14 protein-coding genes are annotated in these 21,013 nt (G+C 49.2%); 9 read left to right on the plus strand and 5 right to left on the minus strand.

Features of this window, described 5'->3' with window-relative positions; translation table 11 throughout:
* The first annotated feature begins 126 nt into the window (after nt 1-126).
* The 6 genes from thiS (at nt 127) to HPS55_RS11395 (ending at nt 5,189) form a co-directional block, all read left to right on the plus strand.
* Nucleotides 127-327 carry a sulfur carrier protein ThiS gene (thiS, locus tag HPS55_RS11370; RefSeq protein WP_172177341.1) on the plus strand — a complete coding sequence of 67 codons (201 nt, stop codon included), beginning with the start codon at nt 127-129 and terminating at the stop codon, nt 325-327.
* A 7-nt stretch (nt 328-334) separates the two neighbouring features.
* The gene (gene thiH, locus HPS55_RS11375) at nt 335-1,453 is read left to right on the plus strand and encodes a 2-iminoacetate synthase ThiH (protein ID WP_172177411.1); all 1,119 of its coding nucleotides are present in this window, start codon (nt 335-337) and stop codon (nt 1,451-1,453) included.
* Nucleotides 1,454-1,463: 10 nt separating this feature from the next.
* Nucleotides 1,464-2,285 carry a bifunctional hydroxymethylpyrimidine kinase/phosphomethylpyrimidine kinase gene (gene thiD / locus HPS55_RS11380; protein ID WP_172177339.1) on the plus strand — a complete coding sequence of 274 codons (822 nt, stop codon included), beginning with the start codon at nt 1,464-1,466 and terminating at the stop codon, nt 2,283-2,285.
* Nucleotides 2,282-2,896, plus strand: coding sequence for a thiamine phosphate synthase (locus tag HPS55_RS11385; RefSeq protein WP_172177337.1), 615 nt, complete (start codon nt 2,282-2,284; stop codon nt 2,894-2,896). Before thiD ends, HPS55_RS11385 begins: the two co-directional genes overlap by 4 nt.
* Before the next feature lie 8 nt (nt 2,897-2,904).
* On the plus strand, nt 2,905-4,482 hold the full coding sequence (gene thiC / locus HPS55_RS11390) for a phosphomethylpyrimidine synthase ThiC (RefSeq protein ID WP_172177335.1): 1,578 nt from the start codon (nt 2,905-2,907) through the stop codon (nt 4,480-4,482).
* Between the two features lie 89 nt (nt 4,483-4,571).
* A complete protein-coding gene (locus tag HPS55_RS11395) occupies nt 4,572-5,189 on the plus strand; it encodes a thiamine phosphate synthase (RefSeq protein ID WP_172177333.1) in 618 nt (205 codons plus the stop codon).
* Nucleotides 5,190-5,212: 23 nt separating this feature from the next.
* Here the strand turns inward: HPS55_RS11395 and bcp are convergent, their stop codons facing one another.
* Nucleotides 5,213-5,662 carry a thioredoxin-dependent thiol peroxidase gene (gene bcp / locus HPS55_RS11400; protein ID WP_172177331.1) on the minus strand — a complete coding sequence of 150 codons (450 nt, stop codon included), beginning with the start codon at nt 5,660-5,662 and terminating at the stop codon, nt 5,213-5,215.
* 849 nt (nt 5,663-6,511) lie between these two features.
* Between bcp and HPS55_RS11405 the strand changes: the two genes are divergently transcribed.
* The 3 genes from HPS55_RS11405 to clpB all read left to right on the plus strand — a co-directional run bounded on the left by HPS55_RS11405 (nt 6,512) and on the right by clpB (nt 12,300).
* A complete protein-coding gene (locus HPS55_RS11405; RefSeq protein WP_172177329.1) occupies nt 6,512-8,026 on the plus strand; it encodes a catalase in 1,515 nt (504 codons plus the stop codon).
* 478 nt (nt 8,027-8,504) lie between these two features.
* Entirely contained in the window at nt 8,505-9,398 is an 894-nt protein-coding gene (locus HPS55_RS11410; RefSeq protein WP_172177327.1) for a YitT family protein, read from the plus strand.
* A 310-nt stretch (nt 9,399-9,708) separates the two neighbouring features.
* A complete protein-coding gene (clpB, locus tag HPS55_RS11415) occupies nt 9,709-12,300 on the plus strand; it encodes an ATP-dependent chaperone ClpB (RefSeq protein WP_172177325.1) in 2,592 nt (863 codons plus the stop codon).
* A gap of 77 nt (nt 12,301-12,377) precedes the next feature.
* On the opposite strand, the gene axeA1 is transcribed toward clpB, so the two are convergent.
* The 4 genes from axeA1 to HPS55_RS11435 form a co-directional block, all read right to left on the minus strand.
* The gene (gene axeA1, locus HPS55_RS11420; RefSeq protein ID WP_172177323.1) at nt 12,378-13,796 is read right to left on the minus strand and encodes an acetylxylan esterase AxeA1; all 1,419 of its coding nucleotides are present in this window, start codon (nt 13,794-13,796) and stop codon (nt 12,378-12,380) included.
* A gap of 108 nt (nt 13,797-13,904) precedes the next feature.
* Complete coding sequence (locus HPS55_RS11425) at nt 13,905-15,956, minus strand: RagB/SusD family nutrient uptake outer membrane protein (protein ID WP_172324964.1); 2,052 nt, start codon at nt 15,954-15,956, stop codon at nt 13,905-13,907.
* A gap of 15 nt (nt 15,957-15,971) precedes the next feature.
* Complete coding sequence (locus HPS55_RS11430; protein ID WP_172177319.1) at nt 15,972-19,244, minus strand: SusC/RagA family TonB-linked outer membrane protein; 3,273 nt, start codon at nt 19,242-19,244, stop codon at nt 15,972-15,974.
* A 2-nt stretch (nt 19,245-19,246) separates the two neighbouring features.
* On the minus strand, nt 19,247-20,989 hold the full coding sequence (locus tag HPS55_RS11435; protein WP_172177317.1) for a fasciclin domain-containing protein: 1,743 nt from the start codon (nt 20,987-20,989) through the stop codon (nt 19,247-19,249).
* Nucleotides 20,990-21,013: the final 24 nt, after the last annotated feature.

The raw sequence follows: 21,013 nt of genomic DNA on the forward strand, positions 1-21,013 counted from the left end.
GCCCCGGGCTATGTGCTTGTTGCCCCTGCGGGGCGCGTTCTTCCAGGGCGCGTTCTGTCCGTACGATAATGTAGTTTAATTTTGTTGACTAACTTATTCTTTAATACGAGACAACATCAAGACTTTATGAAAATTACAATAAACAACAGTCAGACAGAGTTCCCCGACGGAACAACTCTCCGCATCGTGGCCGACGAACACCGGCTGCCGGGGAAGGGTGTGGCCATGGCCGTGAACAACAATATGATTCCACGCGACAAGTGGGATTCGCACGTTGTGAACGACGGCGACAATATAGTGATACTTAAAGCATTTTGCGGAGGATAGGCCAATGATGTTCAGTGACGTTATAAGACAGATAAGCTGGGACGAGACGACGGAACGCATCATGTCCAAGACCGACACCGACGTGCGGCGCGCGCTCGCCAGGCAGCACTGCGACATAGACGACTTCATGGCGATGATTTCGCCGGCTGCAGACAAGTATCTTGAACAGATGGCATGGCTCAGCCGCAAGTATACGCGCGAGCGTTTCGGCAAGACCATCAACATGTTCATTCCTATATACATAACCAACTCGTGCTCCAACTCATGCGTATACTGCGGATTTCATGTGCAGAACAAGATGCCGCGGACAATACTGACCGAAGAAGAGATAGTTCGCGAGTATGAAGCTATAAAGCGGCTCGGCCCGTTTGACAATCTGCTCATCGTCACGGGAGAGAATCCCGCCAAGGCCGGTGTCGGTTACATAGCCCGTGCACTCGACCTCGCCAAGCCATACTTCAGTAACCTGCAGATTGAAGTGATGCCGCTTTCAGCCGAGGACTACGCCCGTCTGCGCACGCACGGTCTTAACGGAGTGATCTGTTTCCAGGAGACATACAATGAGGCCCGCTACAAGACATACCATCCGCACGGCATGAAATCCAACTACGAGTGGCGTCTCAACGGATTCGACCGCATGGGGCAGGCCGGCATCCACAAGATAGGGATGGGAGTGCTGATAGGTCTGGAAGACTGGCGCACCGACGTGACCATGATGGCACGCCACCTGCGCTATCTCGAGAAGACATATTGGCGCACACAGTACAGCGTGAACTTCCCCCGGATGCGCCGTGCGGAAAACGGCGGTTTCCAACCCAACGTTGAGATGACCGACCGCGAGCTGGCACAGGTGACATTTGCCATGCGCATCTTCGACCACGACGTCGACATATCCTACTCAACCCGCGAAGAACCGCGTATGCGCAACAATATGGCCACACTCGGTGTGACGACGATGAGCGCCGAGAGCAGCACCGAGCCGGGCGGATATTGCTGTTACCCCAACGCTCTGGAGCAGTTTGAGGTGAGCGACGCCCGCAGGGCCTGGGAAGTAGAGCGAGACCTGAAAGCCATCGGCATGGAACCGGTATGGAAAAACTGGGACAGAGCGTTCGATTTTAAATGAAAAATGAAGAATGAAGTACGTTTCCGTTCTCACCATTGCCGGCAGCGACAGCTGCGGAGGCGCAGGCATACAGGCTGACATCAAGACTATGTCGGCACTGGGGTGCTACGCGGCTTCGGCCATAACATCGATAACAGTACAAAACACACTTGGCGTGACTGCCATACAAGCCATATCTCCCGACATCGTTGCCGGACAGATACGTGCTGTGATGGACGATATATGTCCGAAGGCTGTCAAGATAGGAATGGTGAACGACGCCGACACTATCCGTGCCATTGCCGCAACATTGAAAGAATATAATATCGGGCACGTCATTACAGACCCGGTGATGATATCCACAAGCGGCACAAGGCTCATGCAGGACGACGCACTCGACGTCTTCCGGACAGAGCTTCTGCCCATGTCGACGCTCCTGACACCCAATGTGCCCGAAGCCGAAGTGCTATCAGGGATGGCAATAAGCGGCAAACCGTCGATGGACAATGCCGCCATGGCGATGTTGCGCGACGGTTGCAGAGCATTGTTGATAAAGGGCGGACACATTGCGGGGCGCAAGACAGACCGGCTGTATCATGCCGCCTGCAGCGGCATGACATCACGCGAATACGTTTGCGACGATGTGCCTACAGCCAATACCCATGGCACAGGCTGCACCCTGTCGTCGGCTATAGCGGCATTCCTCGCTCTCGGCTTAACGCTTGACGAGGCCGTCGGCCGGGCCAAGGACTATGTCACGCAGGCCCTGCTGTACGGTGCCGATGTGGAAACAGGCCGGGGGCACGGACCCGTAAACCATTTCTTTGACCCGAAAAAACTTGTTAAGATATGAAACAGATACAGTTTATAACACATCAAAACCATCGTTACTCATATGTGGACAGCGCGCGCATGGCCCTTGAAGGCGGATGCCGGTGGATTCAGCTGCGTATGAAGGACGCCACCGACGACGAAGTGCGCAAAGCTGCGTCCGGCATTCAGCCTCTCTGCCGGGAACACGAAGCAGTGTTCATCATAGACGACCGTGTCGAACTGGCCAAAGAGTTAAAGGCCGACGGCGTGCATCTGGGCCGTAACGACATGCCTGTTTGCAAAGCGCGCCGCGTGCTCGGCGAAGAATTTGTCATCGGCGGCACCGCCAACACGTTCGACGACGTGGAGCGACTGTGGCGCGAGGGCGCCGACTATATCGGTTGCGGCCCATTCCGTTTCACCACTACAAAAACCAATCTCTCGCCCGTACTCGGCCTTGACGGCTACCGGAACATCATCACCCGTATGGCCGCATCCGGCATAGACATTCCTGTAGTAGCCATCGGTGGCATACTGTACGATGACATACCCGCTATAATGGCTACCGGAGTGCATGGCATCGCACTGAGCGGGGCCGTGCTCAATGCCTTGAATCCTGTTGAGGAAATGAAAAGGATAATCAAATTATAAAAATCAATATGAACGACAACATCAAAATCACATATCCGTCGTCCGAGAAGGTATATATGAACGGACGGATATACCCCGACCTGCGTGTCGGCATGCGCCGCGTAAGCCTGACACCGACAGTGACAATAGAAAACGGAGAGAAGAAGATGACGGAGAACGCCCCTGTCTATGTATATGACACAAGCGGACCGTACAGCGATCCCAATATCGAGACAGACCTGAAACGGGGATTGCCCAAACTACGCAAACCGTGGACAGACGCCCGCAAGACCGGTGATACGCTTATGGCGCTGGCCAAGCGCGGCATCATCACTCAAGAGATGGAGTATGTGGCCATACGCGAGAACATGAACTGTGCCGAACTGGGCATCGAGACACATATCACACCCGAGTTTGTACGCGACGAAGTGGCTGCCGGACGCGCTGTCATACCGGCCAACATCAATCACCCCGAGGCTGAGCCGATGATTATCGGAACAAACTTTCTCGTGAAAATCAATACCAACATCGGCAACTCACATCAGAACTCAAGCATCGAGGAGGAAGTGGAAAAGGCCGTATGGAGCTGCAAATGGGGCGGCGACACGCTGATGGACCTGTCCACGGGTACCAACATCCACGAGACGCGCGAGTGGATATTGCGCAACTGTCCCGTGCCGGTAGGCACCGTGCCGATGTATCAGGCGTTTGAGAAAGTGAACGGCAAGGCCGAGAACCTGACATGGGAGATATTCCGCGACACACTCATCGAGCAGTGCGAACAGGGAGTGGACTACTTCACCATACACTGCGGCATACGCCTAAAGAACGTGCATCTGTCACAGGGCCGCCTCACGGGGATGGTGAGCCGCGGCGGAAGCATCATATCAAAGTGGTGCATGGTGCATCAGGAGGAGAGTTTTCTCTATGCCCACTTCGACGACATCTGTGACATCTGTGCCCGTTACGACGTGGCCATATCGCTGGGCGACGGTCTGCGGCCCGGCTCCACACACGATGCCAACGACGCGGCACAATTTGCCGAGCTCGACACCATGGGCGAACTCGTAGAGCGCGCATGGGCGAAGAATGTGCAGGCATTCATCGAAGGACCGGGCCACGTGCCCATGCACAAAATCCGGGAGAACATGGACCGGCAGATAGAGAAGTGCCACGGTGCCCCGTTCTACACCCTAGGACCGCTCGTCACGGACATCGCCCCGGGCTACGACCATATCACAAGTGCCATCGGTGCGGCCATGATAGGATGGTACGGCACGGCCATGCTATGCTACGTCACACCGAAAGAGCACCTTGCCCTGCCCGACAAGGACGACGTGCGCACAGGCGTGGTAACATACAAGATTGCCGCCCACGCCGCCGACCTGGCCAAGCAGCATCCCGGCGCCACCATCCGCGACAACGCGTTGAGCAAGGCCCGCTACGACTTCCGATGGAAAGACCAGTTCAATCTGGCCCTCGACCCGGAACGTGCACTGGAGTATTACAAGACATCGAACAAGACCGAAGGTGAGTTCTGCACGATGTGCGGCCCCAATTTCTGCGCCGCACGCATCAGCCATTCGCTGAAAGATTGCGACAGATAAGCCAAGAAAAAAGCGGATGTGCCAAATGCAGACATTGCACAACAAACGTACGATTTGCATTCCGGCACATCCTCTTTTATTTCCATGATATGAAATTTATCGTTATAACATCGCCCTGCCCTATGCCTGACGAGGCACAGAGAATAAAAGAGCTCTTCGATTGCGGCATCGACATGTTGCATCTGCGCAAACCCGGTTCGGCTGTTGAAGACTGCGCCCGGCTGCTTGACTCCCTGCCCGACAAGTATCTGCGCCGCATTGTCGTTCACGACCATTTCCAGCTCTGCCTCGATTACGATCTTGCCGGCGTTCATCTTAACCGTCGCAACCCGTCGGTGCCGCCGTTCGTTGCGGCAGACCCTGACCGCTATACTGTCTCGGCATCATGCCATTCCATTGCCGAGGCGGCAGAAAAGAAAGCCGATGCCGCCTATATCTTTCTCAGTCCGATATTCGACAGCATATCCAAACAGGGCTACCGGTCGTCATACTGTAGCGAAGAACTCGGTAAAGCTGCCGGAAACGGCATTCTTGACAGCCGTGTAATAGCCCTTGGCGGCATTACGCTCGGCCATATTCCGATGCTCCGCCGATGGCATTTCGGCGGGGCTGCCTTCCTCGGTGATGTATGGAAAAGGGCGGGACATGACGAATTCATTGTCAACGCCCGCCTGCTGTCATGTGCATTGCACGAGAACAAAGGATGACTGCTTACGGCTACAGTCGGACTTCATTCCAGAATCTGGGCTGCGTGGTCCTTCACCTTTATCTTCTTCGGCTCGATGACACGTTCGATCGTTCCGTCTTCACCAATGATGAATGTTGTACGGAATGTGCCGAAATATTTGCGACCGTACATGCTCTTCTCGCCCCACACGCCGAACATGTCGGCCAGGACATGTTCCGTATCGGCGATGAGATGGAAAGGCAGTTCGTGCTTTGCAATGAACTTCTGATGGGATTTCTCGTCGTTGATGCTCACCCCCAGCACTTCGTAGCCTGCGCCTTTCAGTGTTTCATAGTTGTCACGCAAGTTGCATGCCTGACTTGTACAGCCGGATGTCATGTCTTTGGGGTAAAAATACAACACCAGTTTCTTCCCTGCAAAGTCGTCAAGCCTTACCTCACGGCCATTCTCGTCGCGCCCGAGTATTTCCGGCGCCTTGTTTCCTGTTTCCATATATTTGCGTATTGTTTTGTTGTGTTATTATTGTTGTGTCACTTCATTGTCTTTGCCGTTCCTCCTTTATCATGTCATTGCCAGCCATGCCGATGTTCGTGAACTACAGCGGCCTTATCGGCCGGCAGAGCTATCCGTGACAAAGATATGAAAAAATAACGAGAATCATACAATCGGCAAATAAAAAAGAATTCGGCCATCCGGCGGAAATATCACTGTCGAAAGGCGCGCCGTTGCGTCTGTCCTTGCCATATGCCAACACATAAGCATGATTGCCATTCCGGTACAAGGGCGCTGTACTGTCAGTACAAGGCCGTTGAACCGACAGTACAAGGCCGCCGAACCGACAGTACAAGGCCGCCGAACCGACAGTACAAGGCCGCCGAACCGGCATCATACCACCGTACGATATTGTCTGTCGCTGTCGGACGGCACGCAAATCCCAATGCTGGCTTGCCGCAACTTGCCTGCGTCCTTCATCTTATATCGGACTCACGCTACATCAAAGCCGACACTGCGGTCACTTCCGCTGCACGACAGGCTTTGCAGTATTTCAAAAAGTCTATTAACGTTTTATAAAGATAACACTTGTTACGGTTTGCCAACTACTATGCTTACTTTATGCCTTTTAAACGGCTCTTTTCCTTAACACATACGTCATTTGTCTAAAAAGGAATAAAGGATTTGCATAAACGACAGTTTGTGTATACTTTTGCAGCAGTAAAAAGATTGTTTCAGGATAACACTACGACACGACTACATCAAAACAAGAACGTGTCAGTGAAAAGAAAAGAGAAAGAAGACAACGACATCTAAATATTCATTACTCAAAAAAAGAAATAATAAACTATGGAAAAGAAAAGCAAGAAACTGACCAACGAAGTGGGCGCCCCGGTAGCCGACAACCGAAATTCGCAAACAGCAGGACCACGCGGACCGATGGCCATGCAGGACGTATGGTATATGGAGAAGATTGCACACTTCGACCGCGAGGTGATTCCCGAACGGCGCATGCATGCAAAGGGCGGAGGAGCATACGGCAAGTTTACCGTGACACACGACGTGACACAATACACATGTGCATCGATATTCTCGGCCATTGGCAAGGAGACAGAGATGTTTGCGCGCTTCTCGACCGCAGCCGGTGAACGCGGAGCGGCAGACGCCGAACGAGACATCCGCGGATTTGCCCTCAAATTCTACACAGACGAGGGCAACTGGGACCTTGTGGGCAACAATACTCCCGTGTTCTTCCTTCGCGACCCGCTGCTCTTCCCAGACCTGAACCACGCCATAAAGCGCGACCCGCAGACCAACCTGCGGTCCAAACAGAACCAATGGGACTTCTGGTCGATGCTGCCCGAAGCGCTCCATCAGGTCACGATCAACATGTCGGACAGGGGCGTACCGGCATCGTTCCGCCACATGCACGGTTTCGGTAGCCATACCTACAGCCTCATCAACAGCGACGGGCGGCGTGTATGGGTGAAATTCCACTTTATCACCCAACAGGGTATCAAGAATATTACAGAGGAAAAGGCAGAAGTGCTCAGGGGCAAAGATCCCGACAGCAGTATACGCGACCTCTTCGAAGCCATCGAGCGAGGAGACTTCCCGCGATGGACGCTTTATTTCCAGATTATGACCGAAGACCAGGCACGCACACACCGCGACAACCCGTTCGACCTGACAAAGGTATGGTCGCACAAGGAGTTTCCGCTGATAGAAGTGGGTGTGATGGAGCTGAACCGCAATCCCGAGAACTATTTTGCAGAAGTGGAACAGTCGGCCTTCTCACCGGCACACATTGTTCCCGGCATAGGATTCTCGCCGGACAAGATGTTGCAGGGACGCCTCTTCTCATACGGTGACGCACAGCGCTATCGCCTCGGGGTGAACCACGACCTCATTCCGGTGAACCGCCCGCACTGTCCGGTGCACACATTCCACCGCGACGGACAGATGCGCACCGACGGCAACAAGGGAGCAACAACGGCATACTTCCCCAACAGCAAGGGCGAATGGCAGGACCAGCCGCAATATCGTCCTGTACCGATGGACCCCGACGGCGCCATCGACCACTACAACCCTTACGACGAACCGGAGGACGACTGCTTCCGCCAGCCGGGTGACCTATACCGTCTGCTCACTGAAGACAAGCGGCAACTGCTCATCGCCAACACCGCCAACGACATGAAAGACGTGACTGCAAACATCAAATACCGGCATGCCGCACACTGCTATCTTGCCGACCCGGAATACGGCAAGCGACTGGCAAAAGCTTTGGGCATAAACCTGAACCGAGTGAAAGAACTGGCATCACTCGACGAAACGGAACGTCTGAGACAAACATGCACCGAATAAAAACATAAGTTAGTCAGCAAAATTAAACTACATTATCGTCCGGACTAAACGCACCCTGTCCAAACTGAACACGCCCTGTCCGAACAGAACGCGCCCTGAAAGGGCAACAAGCCCACAGCCCGGGGCAGAGCGAAGCGACACCCCGGGAATCAAACATCGACAATCCACGCGCCCTGAAAGGGCAAAAGCATTAAACACAAGGAACGCACGAATTGTAAGCATCTGATAATTAATGCTTTTGCCCTTTTAGGGCGAATAGGCACAATCGTGCTGTTCCCGTCGAGCCGGACGGGCGAAAGGGAATTGTTGAGGATGTGTCGAAACGCAAATATCACACAACATAGGGACGTATTTGCATTTTGACATATCCTCAATATAGTTACTATGGCCATGTGAAAACACACTTTTTCCCGATTTTCTTGGCTCTTGCAGAAATTTAATTTAACTTTGCATCATATAATAACGAAAGAGACAGACTATGAGCAAAATCACAGACATCGCACGAAAGAATATGAACAAGCAGCTATATAAAGACTTCTTCTTTATCTGCTTCGGAATAATGCTTTACGGTTTCGGATATACGGCTTTCATCCTGCCCGAGCAGGTAGTGATGGGCGGTGTGGCCGGTATATCGGCACTGCTGTTTTATGCTTTCGGATTTCCTCCTGCCATATCCATCTGGGTGCTCAATGTCTCACTGCTCCTGATAGCTTTCCGGGCACTGACACGGCAGTTCACCATCCGCACCATCATCGGTGTATCGATAATGTCGGTAATCATCGGTGCTCTGCAGCCGTTTTTCCAGGCACACCCCATCATCACGGCCGGAGAAGACAAGTTCATGCATGTGATTATAGGAGGAGCCATGAGCGGAGCCGGTCTCGGCCTCGTATTCTCGCACAATGGTTCCACTGGCGGCACCGACATCATCATAGCCCTGCTCAACAAACATTTCCGCATGAGCTTCGGGCGGGCGATGCAGTTCATCGACATAACTATCATAAGTTCGTCATACTTCCTTTTCCACAGCACGGAGACCATCGTATACGGTGTGGCATTCACGCTGATAGCCAGTTATGTGTGCGACTATGTCATAAACGGTTCTCGACAGACAGTGCAGTTTATCATCATATCAAAAGAATATGAAAAAATTGCCGACACTATAAACACAAAAGTAAACCGCGGCGTGACTCTAATCAAGGGACAGGGATGGTATTCAAAGCAGGAATCGGACATATTGATTGTGCTCGCCCGTAAATATGAATCGCAGGAAATTTTCTACTACATCAAAAGCATTGACCCATACGCACTCGTGTCGCAGTCGTTCTGCAACGGAGTGTTCGGGCAGGGATTCGACTCTCTGAGAAGTTGATTTTTCGGTAACTATTCAGCGGATAATCTGGTAGGGACATATTCTTGTATTTGTCCGTTCATAATATATTGATATTCAACATATATATGGCGGACAAATACAAGAATATGTCCCTACCAAAATGATTATGTCGCAAAAAATGTCCCTACTCTATGAACTGAAGATTATCCGCTGAATAGTTACATTTTTCGGGAGGTATTCTTAAAATTCCTTTAACTCCTTAAAAAAGCGATGTCATTTTGTCATACTCCTCTCATCGGCACATTATTTGTCCCATTCCTTTCGGATAACAAAAAGAAAGGAGACAAACATGACATTAGACAAATTTACCATCAAAGCTCAAGAAGCCGTACAGGAAGCCGTCAACACGGCAAGGACCGGCGGTCAACAGAGCATTGAGCCTGTACACCTGTTGTACGGTGTAATGAACAAAGGCAAAGACGTGACGAACTTCATCTTCCAGAAGCTCGGCGTAAATACCGCACAAATAGAAAGCCTCATAAGCCGCGAGATACAGCACCTGCCACGTGTACTTGGTGGCGGACAGCCATATCTGAGCAACGAAAGCAACAGCGTGCTCACCAAAGCTCAGGACATTGCCAACAGAAACGGTGATGAGTTCGTATCAGTAGAACCTCTGCTGACGGCACTGTTGACAGTCAATTCCACAGCATCGCGGATAATGAAAGATGCTGGAATGACAGAAAAGGACATGCTCGCCGCCATCGACGAACTGCGGCAGGGACGAAAAGTTCAGTCGCAAAGCGCCGACGACAACTATCAGTCGCTGTCGAAATATGCCAAGAACATGGTGGAACTGGCACGCGCCGGAAAGCTCGACCCTGTGATAGGCCGCGACGACGAGATACGCCGCGTGTTGCAGATTCTGTCGCGCCGCACAAAGAACAACCCTATACTGATAGGTGAACCGGGAACAGGAAAGACAGCCATCGTAGAGGGACTGGCCGAACGCATCGTTCGTGGCGACGTGCCGGAGAACCTGAAAGACAAGCAACTGTATTCGCTCGACATGGGTGCACTGGTGGCCGGAGCGAAATATAAAGGCGAATTTGAGGAACGGCTGAAGAGCGTAATCAACGAGGTGACACAGGCCGAAGGACGCATAATACTGTTCATCGACGAGATTCACACACTTGTAGGTGCCGGCGGCGGAGAGGGCGCCATGGACGCGGCCAACATCCTCAAACCGGCACTGGCACGCGGAGAACTGCGCTCGATAGGTGCCACGACACTCAACGAATATCAGAAGTATTTCGAGAAAGACAAAGCCCTGGAACGACGTTTTCAGACGGTGATGGTAGACGAACCCGACGAACTGAGTGCCATCAGCATTCTGCGCGGACTGAAAGAGCGTTACGAAAACCATCACAAGGTGCGTATACAGGACGACGCCTGCATAGCAGCCGTGCAGCTGTCGGAACGGTACATAAGCGACCGCTTCCTGCCCGACAAGGCTATCGACCTGATGGACGAGGCTGCGGCCAAACTGCGGATGGAACGCGACTCTGTGCCTGAAGAGCTTGACGAGATTGAGCGAAAACTCAAACAGCTGGAGATTGAACGAGAGGCCATAAAACGCGAGAACGACACTGCAAAACTCGCTGCGCTCGACAAGGACATAGCCGAACTGCGCGATCAGGAAAAACAGTATCGCGCAAAATGGGAAGGCGAGCGCGCACTCGTGAACAAGATTCAGCAGAACAAACAGCGTATGGAGCAACTGCGCTTCGAAGCGGAAAGGGCCGAACGCGAAGGCAACTATGAGCGCGTGGCGGAGATACGATACGGAAAACTGAAAGTGCTGGAAGACGACATCAGAAACATACAACAGCAACTGCACAACGCACAGGGAGCTGAGGCCATGGTGAGAGAAGAAGTGACAGCCGACGACATCGCAGAAGTGGTAAGCCGGTGGACTGGCATACCCGTAACGCGTATGATGCAGAGCGAACGCGAAAAACTGTTGCATCTGGAAGAAGAACTGCACCGCCGTGTCATCGGGCAGGACGAAGCAATACGGGCGGTGAGCGATGCTGTACGCCGGAGCCGCTCAGGTCTGCAAGATCCGAAACGCCCGATAGCATCATTCATTTTCCTCGGCACCACAGGAGTAGGAAAGACTGAACTGGCAAAGGCATTGGCAGAATATCTGTTCAACGACGAGACCATGATGACGCGCATCGACATGAGTGAGTATCAGGAGAAGTTCAGCGTGAGCCGTCTCATAGGAGCGCCTCCGGGATATGTAGGCTATGACGAGGGCGGACAACTGACCGAGGCCGTACGCCGCAAACCGTATTCTGTGGTGTTGTTTGACGAGATAGAAAAGGCTCATCCCGATGTATTCAACATTCTGCTACAGGTGCTTGACGACGGCCGGCTGACCGACAACAAGGGACGCACAGTGAACTTCAAGAACACGATAATCATCATGACGTCGAACCTCGGCAGTCAGCTGATACGAGAGGAGATAGAGAAAAACGGCGGAACAATGAACACAGAGAAGCAGCTCAATCTGCAAAACGCTCTGTTCAACCTGCTCAAACAGACCATACGTCCGGAATTTCTCAACCGTATCGACGAGACCATCATGTTCCTGCCGCTCAACAAGAGCGAAATCGCAGAAGTGGTGCGCCTGCAGATGAATGCCGTCAAGACGATGCTCGCATCGCAGGGATTTACCCTCGAAATGACAGAACGGGCCGTCGAAACTCTTGCCGACGCCGGATACGACCCGGAATTCGGTGCCCGGCCTGTAAAGCGGGCCATACAGCACGAGGTGCTCAACGAACTGTCGAAACGCTTGCTGGCAGGTGATGTTCAAAGCGACAAGCCTGTAATAATAGATGCGGAGAACGGGGAGTTGACGTTCAGGAATTGATTCTTTGTATAGGAGTTTTTTATAGGAGTTAAAAGAGTTAAAGTGATAACTCCTATAAAAAACTCCTATACAGATAATTAATTCCCTTTGACTTTTATAGCTTCCGCTACAATCTCTGCAATCTTCTTTGCACCCTTTGCCGTCGGATGTATGCCGTCACGCTGCATCTCGTCCGTCTTGATTTTAACAACAGGGCGCAGGTCTATCACATCGAGCTTGTTCTTCTTTGCAACCTTTGCCACAGCCGGTATCACACCGTTGACAATGGTAGAGTCGATTATCATACCCTTTTCGTTGAGGTCGCCCTTAGTGTCAGCAGCAATGGGGTTGCAAAGATATATCAAAGGCTTTGACGGCAAGGCCTTCAACTCATCTATCATCTGCTGCATGGAGGCACGGAAATCCTTGTCATTACCGGTCCAGTTACGGGGCTTGCTGTCGTTGGTGCCAAGTTTTATCACCACAATGTCCGGACAGAAAGCTTTGGCATCGGCCCATGCCTGCTCTTTCATATACGGACGGTCGCCGCTGTTGAGCATCGTACGGGCACTTACACCGTAGTTTCTGACACAATAGTCGCGGCCCAACATGCGCTGTAACTGTGCTGGGTAGCCATCCGTATCAACCATGTCGATGCCATAACCATCGGTAATGCTGTTGCCGATGCAGGCTACGCGATGCGCTCCCGACTTGGGCAATTTGAGATTTTCGAGCCACGTGGTAAGCTCATCGACCATAAGGTCGTGATATGCAAACGACGTACGGAAACCGAAACCGTGACCGCCCGTAGGATATATGTGCATGGCAGCCGGTATGCCGGCCTTGCGCAAAGCCATGTAATAAGGCAGGCCGTTGGTCATAGGGGGCACGGCACGGTCGTCACCGGCCATGATGATGATGGCAGGAGGAGTCTGATGCTTGTGCACCTGCTTGTCGTTGGAAAACTCGTGTACGAGCTTTTCGTCACCACGCTTGTCACCAAGAAAACCCACCACAGAACCTTTATGCGTGACACGTTCGTCCATAGAAATGACGGGATAGAAAAGTATCTGGAAGTCAGGACGGGATTCCTGAGGGGCATGCGTGGCCGTGGTCGATGCGAGATGACCACCGGCCGAAAAACCCATGATACCCACATCATAAGGACTCACATGCCATGCTTCGGCGCTGTCGCGTACCGTGCGTATGGCGTTCTGCGCATCACTCATAGGTATGCTGCGGTCTCCCTTGGGCATACGATAGGTGAGAACACAGTAGGCTATGCCCTGCTTGTTGAAATACTCCACCCAATCAGTTCCCTCGTTCTGCATCGAAAGATGCGAATAGCCGCCACCGGGGCACCCCACTATTGCGCGGCCTGACGGCTGCTCAGGCAGAAATACCTGCATGTTGGCAGCTCCGTCGGGTGTAAGGTTGACAGTAAACTTACGTGAGGTCTGCGCCTGCATCGCCACACTGAATGCCGCAAAGGCAAAAAGGAATAATGCTTTTTTCATATTGACAATCGGTTTAATCAACAGTTGTTTACACAAAATCAGCCCCATACCATTACGGGTGCGGGGCTGATTTTCATTGAATATTCTTATCCAAAACAGGACTTGTATTTAGTTGAACGGCAGATACCAGTTTGACTCTATCTCAAGATTCTTAACAGGATTCTTGAAAGCCAATTTCTTGGCCAGCCAGCGACCACCGAAATTCGAACCATAAGAGGCCGGACTTCCTACAAACTCACCGCTGCCTTTACCGTTCTTGTTACGTGCCAGACGCATGAGATCGGCAAAACGATTACCCTCGAATGCGAACTCCATTGCATACTCATCGCAAAGGATATCCTCAACAGCGTTGATAACGTCTCTTATGTCGTAGTTGCCCAAAGATGCTTTTTCCTTAAGAAGTTTATTCATCCGGGCATTCAATTCAGCAAGTTTCTCCGCTTTGGTTTCTTCATCAAGCGATTCGTCATTGAGAACATTCTTGATTTCATCATCAATGCGAATAGAGTCTGCCACACGGTCAACGGCAGTGAAAGTGATTTCTTCGCCAAAAGATTTCTTAAGAGCGACAATCTGTTTTACCACCTCGTCTGTCATTCTATAAAGCGACTTGTCACCCGATGTACCATAGTTGTCACTGCAACCGTGACGATGGATACCATAGTTATGATTGGTGCCACTGCCACTGAAAACAGTCGACTGCTCGCTTCTTCCGTCTTCAGAACAGAACGGAAGCGTAGTAGTCAGCAAATTCCATGTCTCTTCACGAACGTAGCTGTAACCCTTCATGTTGTCGGTTATACCATCCTTAAGAATAGCAAAGGCGGCATCGGGATAGCCCATACGGTTGAGAGCCTCGGCAAGATGAAGCCAGATTGTGGTTGGACGATAGAGAAATACATAAGGCGATTCTTGGACATAAGTACCCAAAATCTCATATTTCACATTATTAAGGGAATAACTTCCAACTCGTGAGCGTGCACGCATATCTCCCATGCCTTTCATTACAGACATTTGAGGATTTGTAGGATTATTTGTCTGATAGTAATAATCAGTACTGTCGGCAATAAAATTATAAGCATCAGAAGGTACTATTTGCTTTTTCACAAAAACACTGTCATACTCCTCTGCAGACAATTTATTAAAACTTCCGCCATGTGAATTAAGATAATACGGATTGTATCCGAAAAGTATCGACAACTCTGACGTATATCCCATCAAACTGGTCGAAGCCATAGGAACATATGTAAGAATACCGGTATCCATTGTTGCATCAAACGGAGAAAGCACAGTGGATAGTGAACTAATCCAAGAACTCCAACTACGTGTACCACTGCCAAAAGTTACTCCACCAAAATCTCTTGGAATATTCGCATATAAATGTTCTTTCGGACTAAAACTTGATATAGAATTTCTTGAGAATATCTTGTTCTTGAAAAGGAAATCGTAATAATTACAGGCTGCATTGGCATAGTCACCGGCTTCCAGATAAAGATCGCCAAGAATCACATCTACAGGAATGCATAAACGAGACAATATTTCATTGCTACCGCCGGGAAGAAGTTTGCCACTATACGGAATTTCCGCGCTCTTGAACCTGATTAACTCCGGTGCAAGCGCATTGGTTATACCATAGATGTCAAGTTCCGGAGAATTGTTATTCTGTATCTGCGACAACGATGTCATGGGCTCTGTGAAGAACTTGACCTTACCATAAGTGCGTGCCAACTGGAGATATGCCCATGCCCGGAACGACAATACTGCAGCATACTCATCAAGGGTGACATTGGTAGCACCATCATAGAGAGCGGTGTCACGATGTGCAAGATAGTAATTGCAATTGTTCACCACCTTATAATATACATAGGCACTGTCGTACTTATTGGCAGAAGTGGCAGAGAAATCTGCCAGCTCCTGCAAGTTCCTGTCAGAATGTATTGTCGTTGTAGCCAAATCGCCACGCAACTCATTCTGAATCACATAAACCTCAGCTGCATGCTGCATGGCCTCCATGATACCGGCCACATAAAACAGCGAGTCCGTCTTTTGAGTCAAATCCGGCATCTCCACCTGACGTCCGCCATCCACATCGAGCATATCGCTGCATGACGAGAAGCCCAACGCCATCATACCGGCAAAAAACAATATAATCTTTTTCATATTTTCTGATTTTATTTAGAGGTTTATCTTTAGTCCGAAAGTAAAGGCACGTCCCTGTGCAAGATTGCCACAATCAATGCCCTGATACATCACACCATTGTTTATACTGAACTCAGGGTCATTGCCCAGATAGTTTGTCAGTGTGAAAAGATTTATGGCCTCTGCCCAAACGGTAAGTCCCTGCAACCATGTTGAATTGACGGGAACTCCATATGACAGTTTAAGCGATTTCATACGCAGATAGCTGCCATCCTCTATCCAGCGGTCGCTGAAACGATTGTTGCCCATGGGGTCATTGAAAGCTACACGCGGCATATCGGTCTGCTGTCCTTCATAGCGCCAATGGTTGGTCACGGCCACCTGCTGATTGTAGAAATTGCTGCCAGAGTTGAGAATCATACGCTGATAGTTGAACACGTCATTACCGAGACTATAGTTAAAGTTCATACTGAGCGTGAAGTTCTTCCAATTGACTGTCGCAAATATATTGCCATAAATGTCAGGATTTGGGTCACCGATGATAAAACGATCGTTATCATCGATTATGCCATTACCATCCTTATCAACAAAACGCATATCACCGGCCTTGAAATAATGCTTGGCATTAGTGTTGTCCAGCATATAAAGATATCCGTCATCACCGGCGGCCTTTGCATCTGCATCCGTAGCAAACACACCGTCAGTCTTATAGCCATAGAACATGGCCACAGGATTTCCTACAGACGTGAGAATATTGTCACGACCATATATAGACGATGTATAATCTCCGTCAGGCAGTTTTGTCACTTCATTCTTGTAGTGGCCTACACTTGCACCTAACTCCACATTCCAGTTCTTGGTAACAACGGGCTTAACTGTCACCATGGCCTCAAAACCGGTATTTTTCAATTCTCCGCCATTAGTCCAATATCTGTTGATACCGGCAATCGGGCTTTCAAAAGTCTTGATAGTAAGCAAATCGGTTGTCTTGTGGATATAATAGTCGAAACTCACTCCTACACGATTGTGCAACAAATAGCTTTGGAAGCCAACATTAAACTTATGTGTCTTCTCACTATGAATCTTGTCATTACCCACATTCACCATCTGCACTCCGGGGAAGCCGTTAAACTTGGTCATGGCATATACTGTTCGTGAAGCATTATTTGCAATATCATCGTTACCGCTGATATCGTATCCCGCGTTGATGCGCAAATAATTGATACCCATATTCTTGGGGAACCATTTTTCATTGGTAGCCACCCATCCGGCCTGAACACTGGGATATATCTCCCACTTCACACCAAAGACATCGAGTCCGTCACAGTTCTCTCCAAAACGACTGTTGGCCTCACCAAGAAGCGAAAGAGTAAGGAAATATCGGTTCATGTAATTATAGTCGACATTGCCATACCACTGCATCTGTTTCCATTTGTCATTGTCACCACCGGACGTATTGATGTTGGAGCTATTGGCATCAATATGCGGGTTCTTGTCGTCCTGACGGCTTGTGTACTGTGTGCTTATGGCATCACTGTCGTACGAGAAATAATTATAGCGGAAACCGGCAAAAGCCTTCAACGCATGTGCACCGAATATGTGAGAATAGTCTACACGGGTATCGCTGACGATATTGTTCTCATTTGAAAAGAATGTCGCAAACTGGTTATATACCGGTTGCAAGTTAGGCATTCTGAATCCGGGAACACCTGTACTGGGACGGGTGTAACGCTGCGAATTACGGTTAAGAACATAGCTGAACATCTCAGTTATGGCCCAGTCACGTCCTAAAGTCAGCGTTGGGGCTATCATAGCCTGAAAATAGGTATTTTCAGTATAGTTACGGTTCACTCCCTCCGCTTTGTTCAGTATAGCCACCGGATTGGCCAAAGAATAATCCGAGCCGAGAGCATCAAACAGATCGTCTGCCTCACTGAGCAAATCGGTAAAGCCTCCGCGATGCACGCTATACTGATAAGGTGTGACAAGCGGCGACTTGATTAAGGCAAGGAATGTAGGCGAAGTGGGAGTAGCTTTAGAGAAATCCTCTGGTACTCCGTCGTTCTGCGAGTTGGTTGTAGTACGCGCAATAGACATATTGAATTTTGTCTTAAGATTCTTCAGAATTTCAATATCCGTATTGAAACGCACGTTCATTCTTGTATAGTCATTGCCTTTTGCCGTGCTTTCGCCGTCTACATATCCCACAGACAGATTGTACATGCCGACGTTGTCGCCACCCTGCACATTGATGCTGTAGTTTTGCGTAAGAGCTGTCTGATACACAGCATCCTGCCAGTCAAAGTCGTTATGATACGTATGATAATAATATCCGTTGGGGTCGTCATTGAGGAAATTGAGCGCCGGAGTGTACTTGTTCAATCCGTCGATGGTTCCCATTATCTCAGTGACATAATTGCGATATTGCGAAGCATTCATCACAGTCTGGAGCCTCGGCACCAGATTCAGACCTACAGATATGTTTGCATCAATGCGTGTTGCCATGCTATGTCCACGTTTGGTATCGATAAGTATGACACCATTTGCACCACGAGCACCATAAAGTGCCGTCGCATTCTTCAGCACGGTAACTTTCTCAACATCAGCCGGCATCACATTGGCCAACATATTGTTGAAATTTCCGCTATGCAACATGTCACGGCTCAACTGCATATCCATCTCTACACCGTCTACGATTACAAGCGGCTGTGCATTGGCATTGATAGAGTTCATACCGCGCACAAACATTGTATTTCCAAGACCGATACCACCCGAACGCTGTATGGCACGGAGATCGCCCGACAGATTGTTCTCTATCTCTGAGTCTATTGTATAATTATGACCGCTATTGGCAACGAAATTGCGCGATGCCGTAATCGTTGTAGCATCATCATACATCGGGCGGAACTTATCGCTAAGCATATATACTACAAGATTATCTTCCTTGTCGCCTATGGCAACCTGCTGCGCAGAAAATTCTTGCGCATATACGTATAATGAGGAAGTGAATGCTGGGACCTTGATTGTAAAGGTTCCGTCATCATCAGACATGGCCGTGTAACGGCTGTTGCCGAGCGCTTTCACCTGAATACCTCCAAGAGGCTTCTTGGTAACTTCGTCAAGAACAACACCCTTCACCACTTTCAACTGATACTTCTCCTGCTCTACTTTCGGACGTTTCGGCGCCTTAGCTTCCCCATCGTCTGACCAGTCATCCTGAGCCATGGCAGGCATAGCCACACCGAGCGCGATGAGACAAAGAGCGTTTCTATTGAACGCCTTTTGAATATTATATATAATGCTCTTCATAATTACTCTTTATTTGTTAAGTATTCTTCATATTCTACCGGAACAAGAATAATACCGGCGATACGCAAAGTCTGACTGTAATTCTTCTCTGTAGAACTATAGTTGTTACGGTTTATCTTCATGTGAAGATACGGCTTGGCAGTTGTAGATACGTATGCATAAGGAAATGTTATAGTTTTGTCAGCATCTGTACTAACTCCCTTGGGATTCTGAACTTTGACAATATTGATTTTGTTCTTGGCGTCTCCCTCAAAAGCTTTCAATTTTGTAAAGCCCCATGACTTTATCTTACCGTCTTCTCCCATATAACTGATATCTACATCAAATTGGGTAACTTTGTTCTCGCTACTTTCACGATTCAACGAATCCGGCAACAATATAATATACACACCGTATGATGCCGCACGTATTCCGCTCATATTGAAATATATCTCAGGCTTAGAGTTGTTTCCAATGGGTTCAAGCGACAAATACCGTTCATATGGCCAATACTCTGCTCTATAGTTATTATCTATACGCTTTATAGTCGGCGGTTGGCAACTTGCAGAAAATGGATATACTTCCTGAGAAGCTTTTTGACCGAACAAATCAACAGAAACTCCAGGACACCATACATCCCATGAATATACGGCCAGACTATCTATCAAACGTGCATATCCATTGCTCTGCGTGCGAACTTCACCTACAGTATGTTTTTTTATAAAATCCATACCGTTAGACAAATAATAGTTGTACGATGAACATAACGTGTCGCCCTTATCCTGATAAGAACCTTCGAGAACATCATTTTCAGGCAGCGATGAATTATAAGTATTTCCATGACTGAACACAAGAGTACGGGCTATCTGAATTCTTGCAATAGAGTCTGTCTGAGTATCCGATTTCACCTGAACAACCTGTTCCTTACCGACTCCTTCTGAAGTAATCGGCTTGTATTTAATTTCATTTGAACTCGGATAACGATAGTATTTTTTCACTGTTTCGTACGCATTCTTATATGCCTCATCTGTGGGGATAAGCAATGTATATGTACTATCTTCATTAGCCAGTTCGGCATTTATCAATCCTCCGTTATAAGTAAGTCTGTTACGCTTTACGATTACAGAGTCGCTATATGTCTGACGTCCCAAAGAGTCAATCGGACCGATAACACTCTTTGCCGCATCGAAATAGTCATACTGAAAATGCTTAAAATACTTTGACAAACTGTCTACACCCGCTTCAAATATGTATTCGTAAAGATTGGGATGATACTCGGCATAACCGTCAATCACATGCAATATACCGTTTACACTCGGCACATTCTTAAACTTGGGATCTATCGTCAGACCGGCATAAGTGCCATTATCCAATATCATCGACTTGTCGTTGAGAGTATATACACGACGCTCACCAGTCTCAGATATGTTATAATTGTAATTGGCAATGTGATTCTTGATGAATCTGTCCACCAAAGAATCCTTGCTCATTGCCATCAGACTGCTATAATCGGATATGGTTCCGTTTTTTGGAGCCCACACCGTGTAGAATCGAGGACTGTTGAGCACTTCATCGTAGCCACCTTTCTTCAGCAATTCCGAGAACTGTGACAATTCGGGATTTCCTGAAATATTCTCCCAAAGACTCAACTTACTCTCCGCATTGCCCGTTACATAGGCTTCGTTGTAATCATCGAAGTCGGAGCATGATGCGGCAAACACTGTCGCTGCCGCCATCATGCAATATACCATTTTATTTAGTCTCATATAAAAATTCTATTTGTGTTTTGC

The organism is Xylanibacter rodentium (assembly GCF_013166575.1).
Classification (GTDB): Bacteria; Bacteroidota; Bacteroidia; order Bacteroidales; family Bacteroidaceae; genus Prevotella; species Prevotella rodentium.

Bases quoted from the DNA above. Each gene is read 5' to 3' on its own strand.
- HPS55_RS11385 (WP_172177337.1), top strand. From the start codon at position 2,282: ATGAAACAGATACAGTTTATAACACATCAAAACCATCGTTACTCATAT.
- HPS55_RS11395 (WP_172177333.1), top strand. From the start codon at position 4,572: ATGAAATTTATCGTTATAACATCGCCCTGCCCTATGCCTGACGAGGCA.
- HPS55_RS11410 (WP_172177327.1), top strand. From the start codon at position 8,505: ATGAGCAAAATCACAGACATCGCACGAAAGAATATGAACAAGCAGCTA.
- HPS55_RS11405 (WP_172177329.1), top strand. From the start codon at position 6,512: ATGGAAAAGAAAAGCAAGAAACTGACCAACGAAGTGGGCGCCCCGGTA.
- HPS55_RS11430 (WP_172177319.1), bottom strand. From the start codon at position 19,244: ATGAAGAGCATTATATATAATATTCAAAAGGCGTTCAATAGAAACGCT.
- thiS (WP_172177341.1), top strand. From the start codon at position 127: ATGAAAATTACAATAAACAACAGTCAGACAGAGTTCCCCGACGGAACA.
- thiD (WP_172177339.1), top strand. From the start codon at position 1,464: ATGAAGTACGTTTCCGTTCTCACCATTGCCGGCAGCGACAGCTGCGGA.
- clpB (WP_172177325.1), top strand. From the start codon at position 9,709: ATGACATTAGACAAATTTACCATCAAAGCTCAAGAAGCCGTACAGGAA.
- HPS55_RS11435 (WP_172177317.1), bottom strand. From the start codon at position 20,989: ATGAGACTAAATAAAATGGTATATTGCATGATGGCGGCAGCGACAGTG.
- axeA1 (WP_172177323.1), bottom strand. From the start codon at position 13,796: ATGAAAAAAGCATTATTCCTTTTTGCCTTTGCGGCATTCAGTGTGGCG.
- thiH (WP_172177411.1), top strand. From the start codon at position 335: ATGTTCAGTGACGTTATAAGACAGATAAGCTGGGACGAGACGACGGAA.
- HPS55_RS11425 (WP_172324964.1), bottom strand. From the start codon at position 15,956: ATGAAAAAGATTATATTGTTTTTTGCCGGTATGATGGCGTTGGGCTTC.
- thiC (WP_172177335.1), top strand. From the start codon at position 2,905: ATGAACGACAACATCAAAATCACATATCCGTCGTCCGAGAAGGTATAT.
- bcp (WP_172177331.1), bottom strand. From the start codon at position 5,662: ATGGAAACAGGAAACAAGGCGCCGGAAATACTCGGGCGCGACGAGAAT.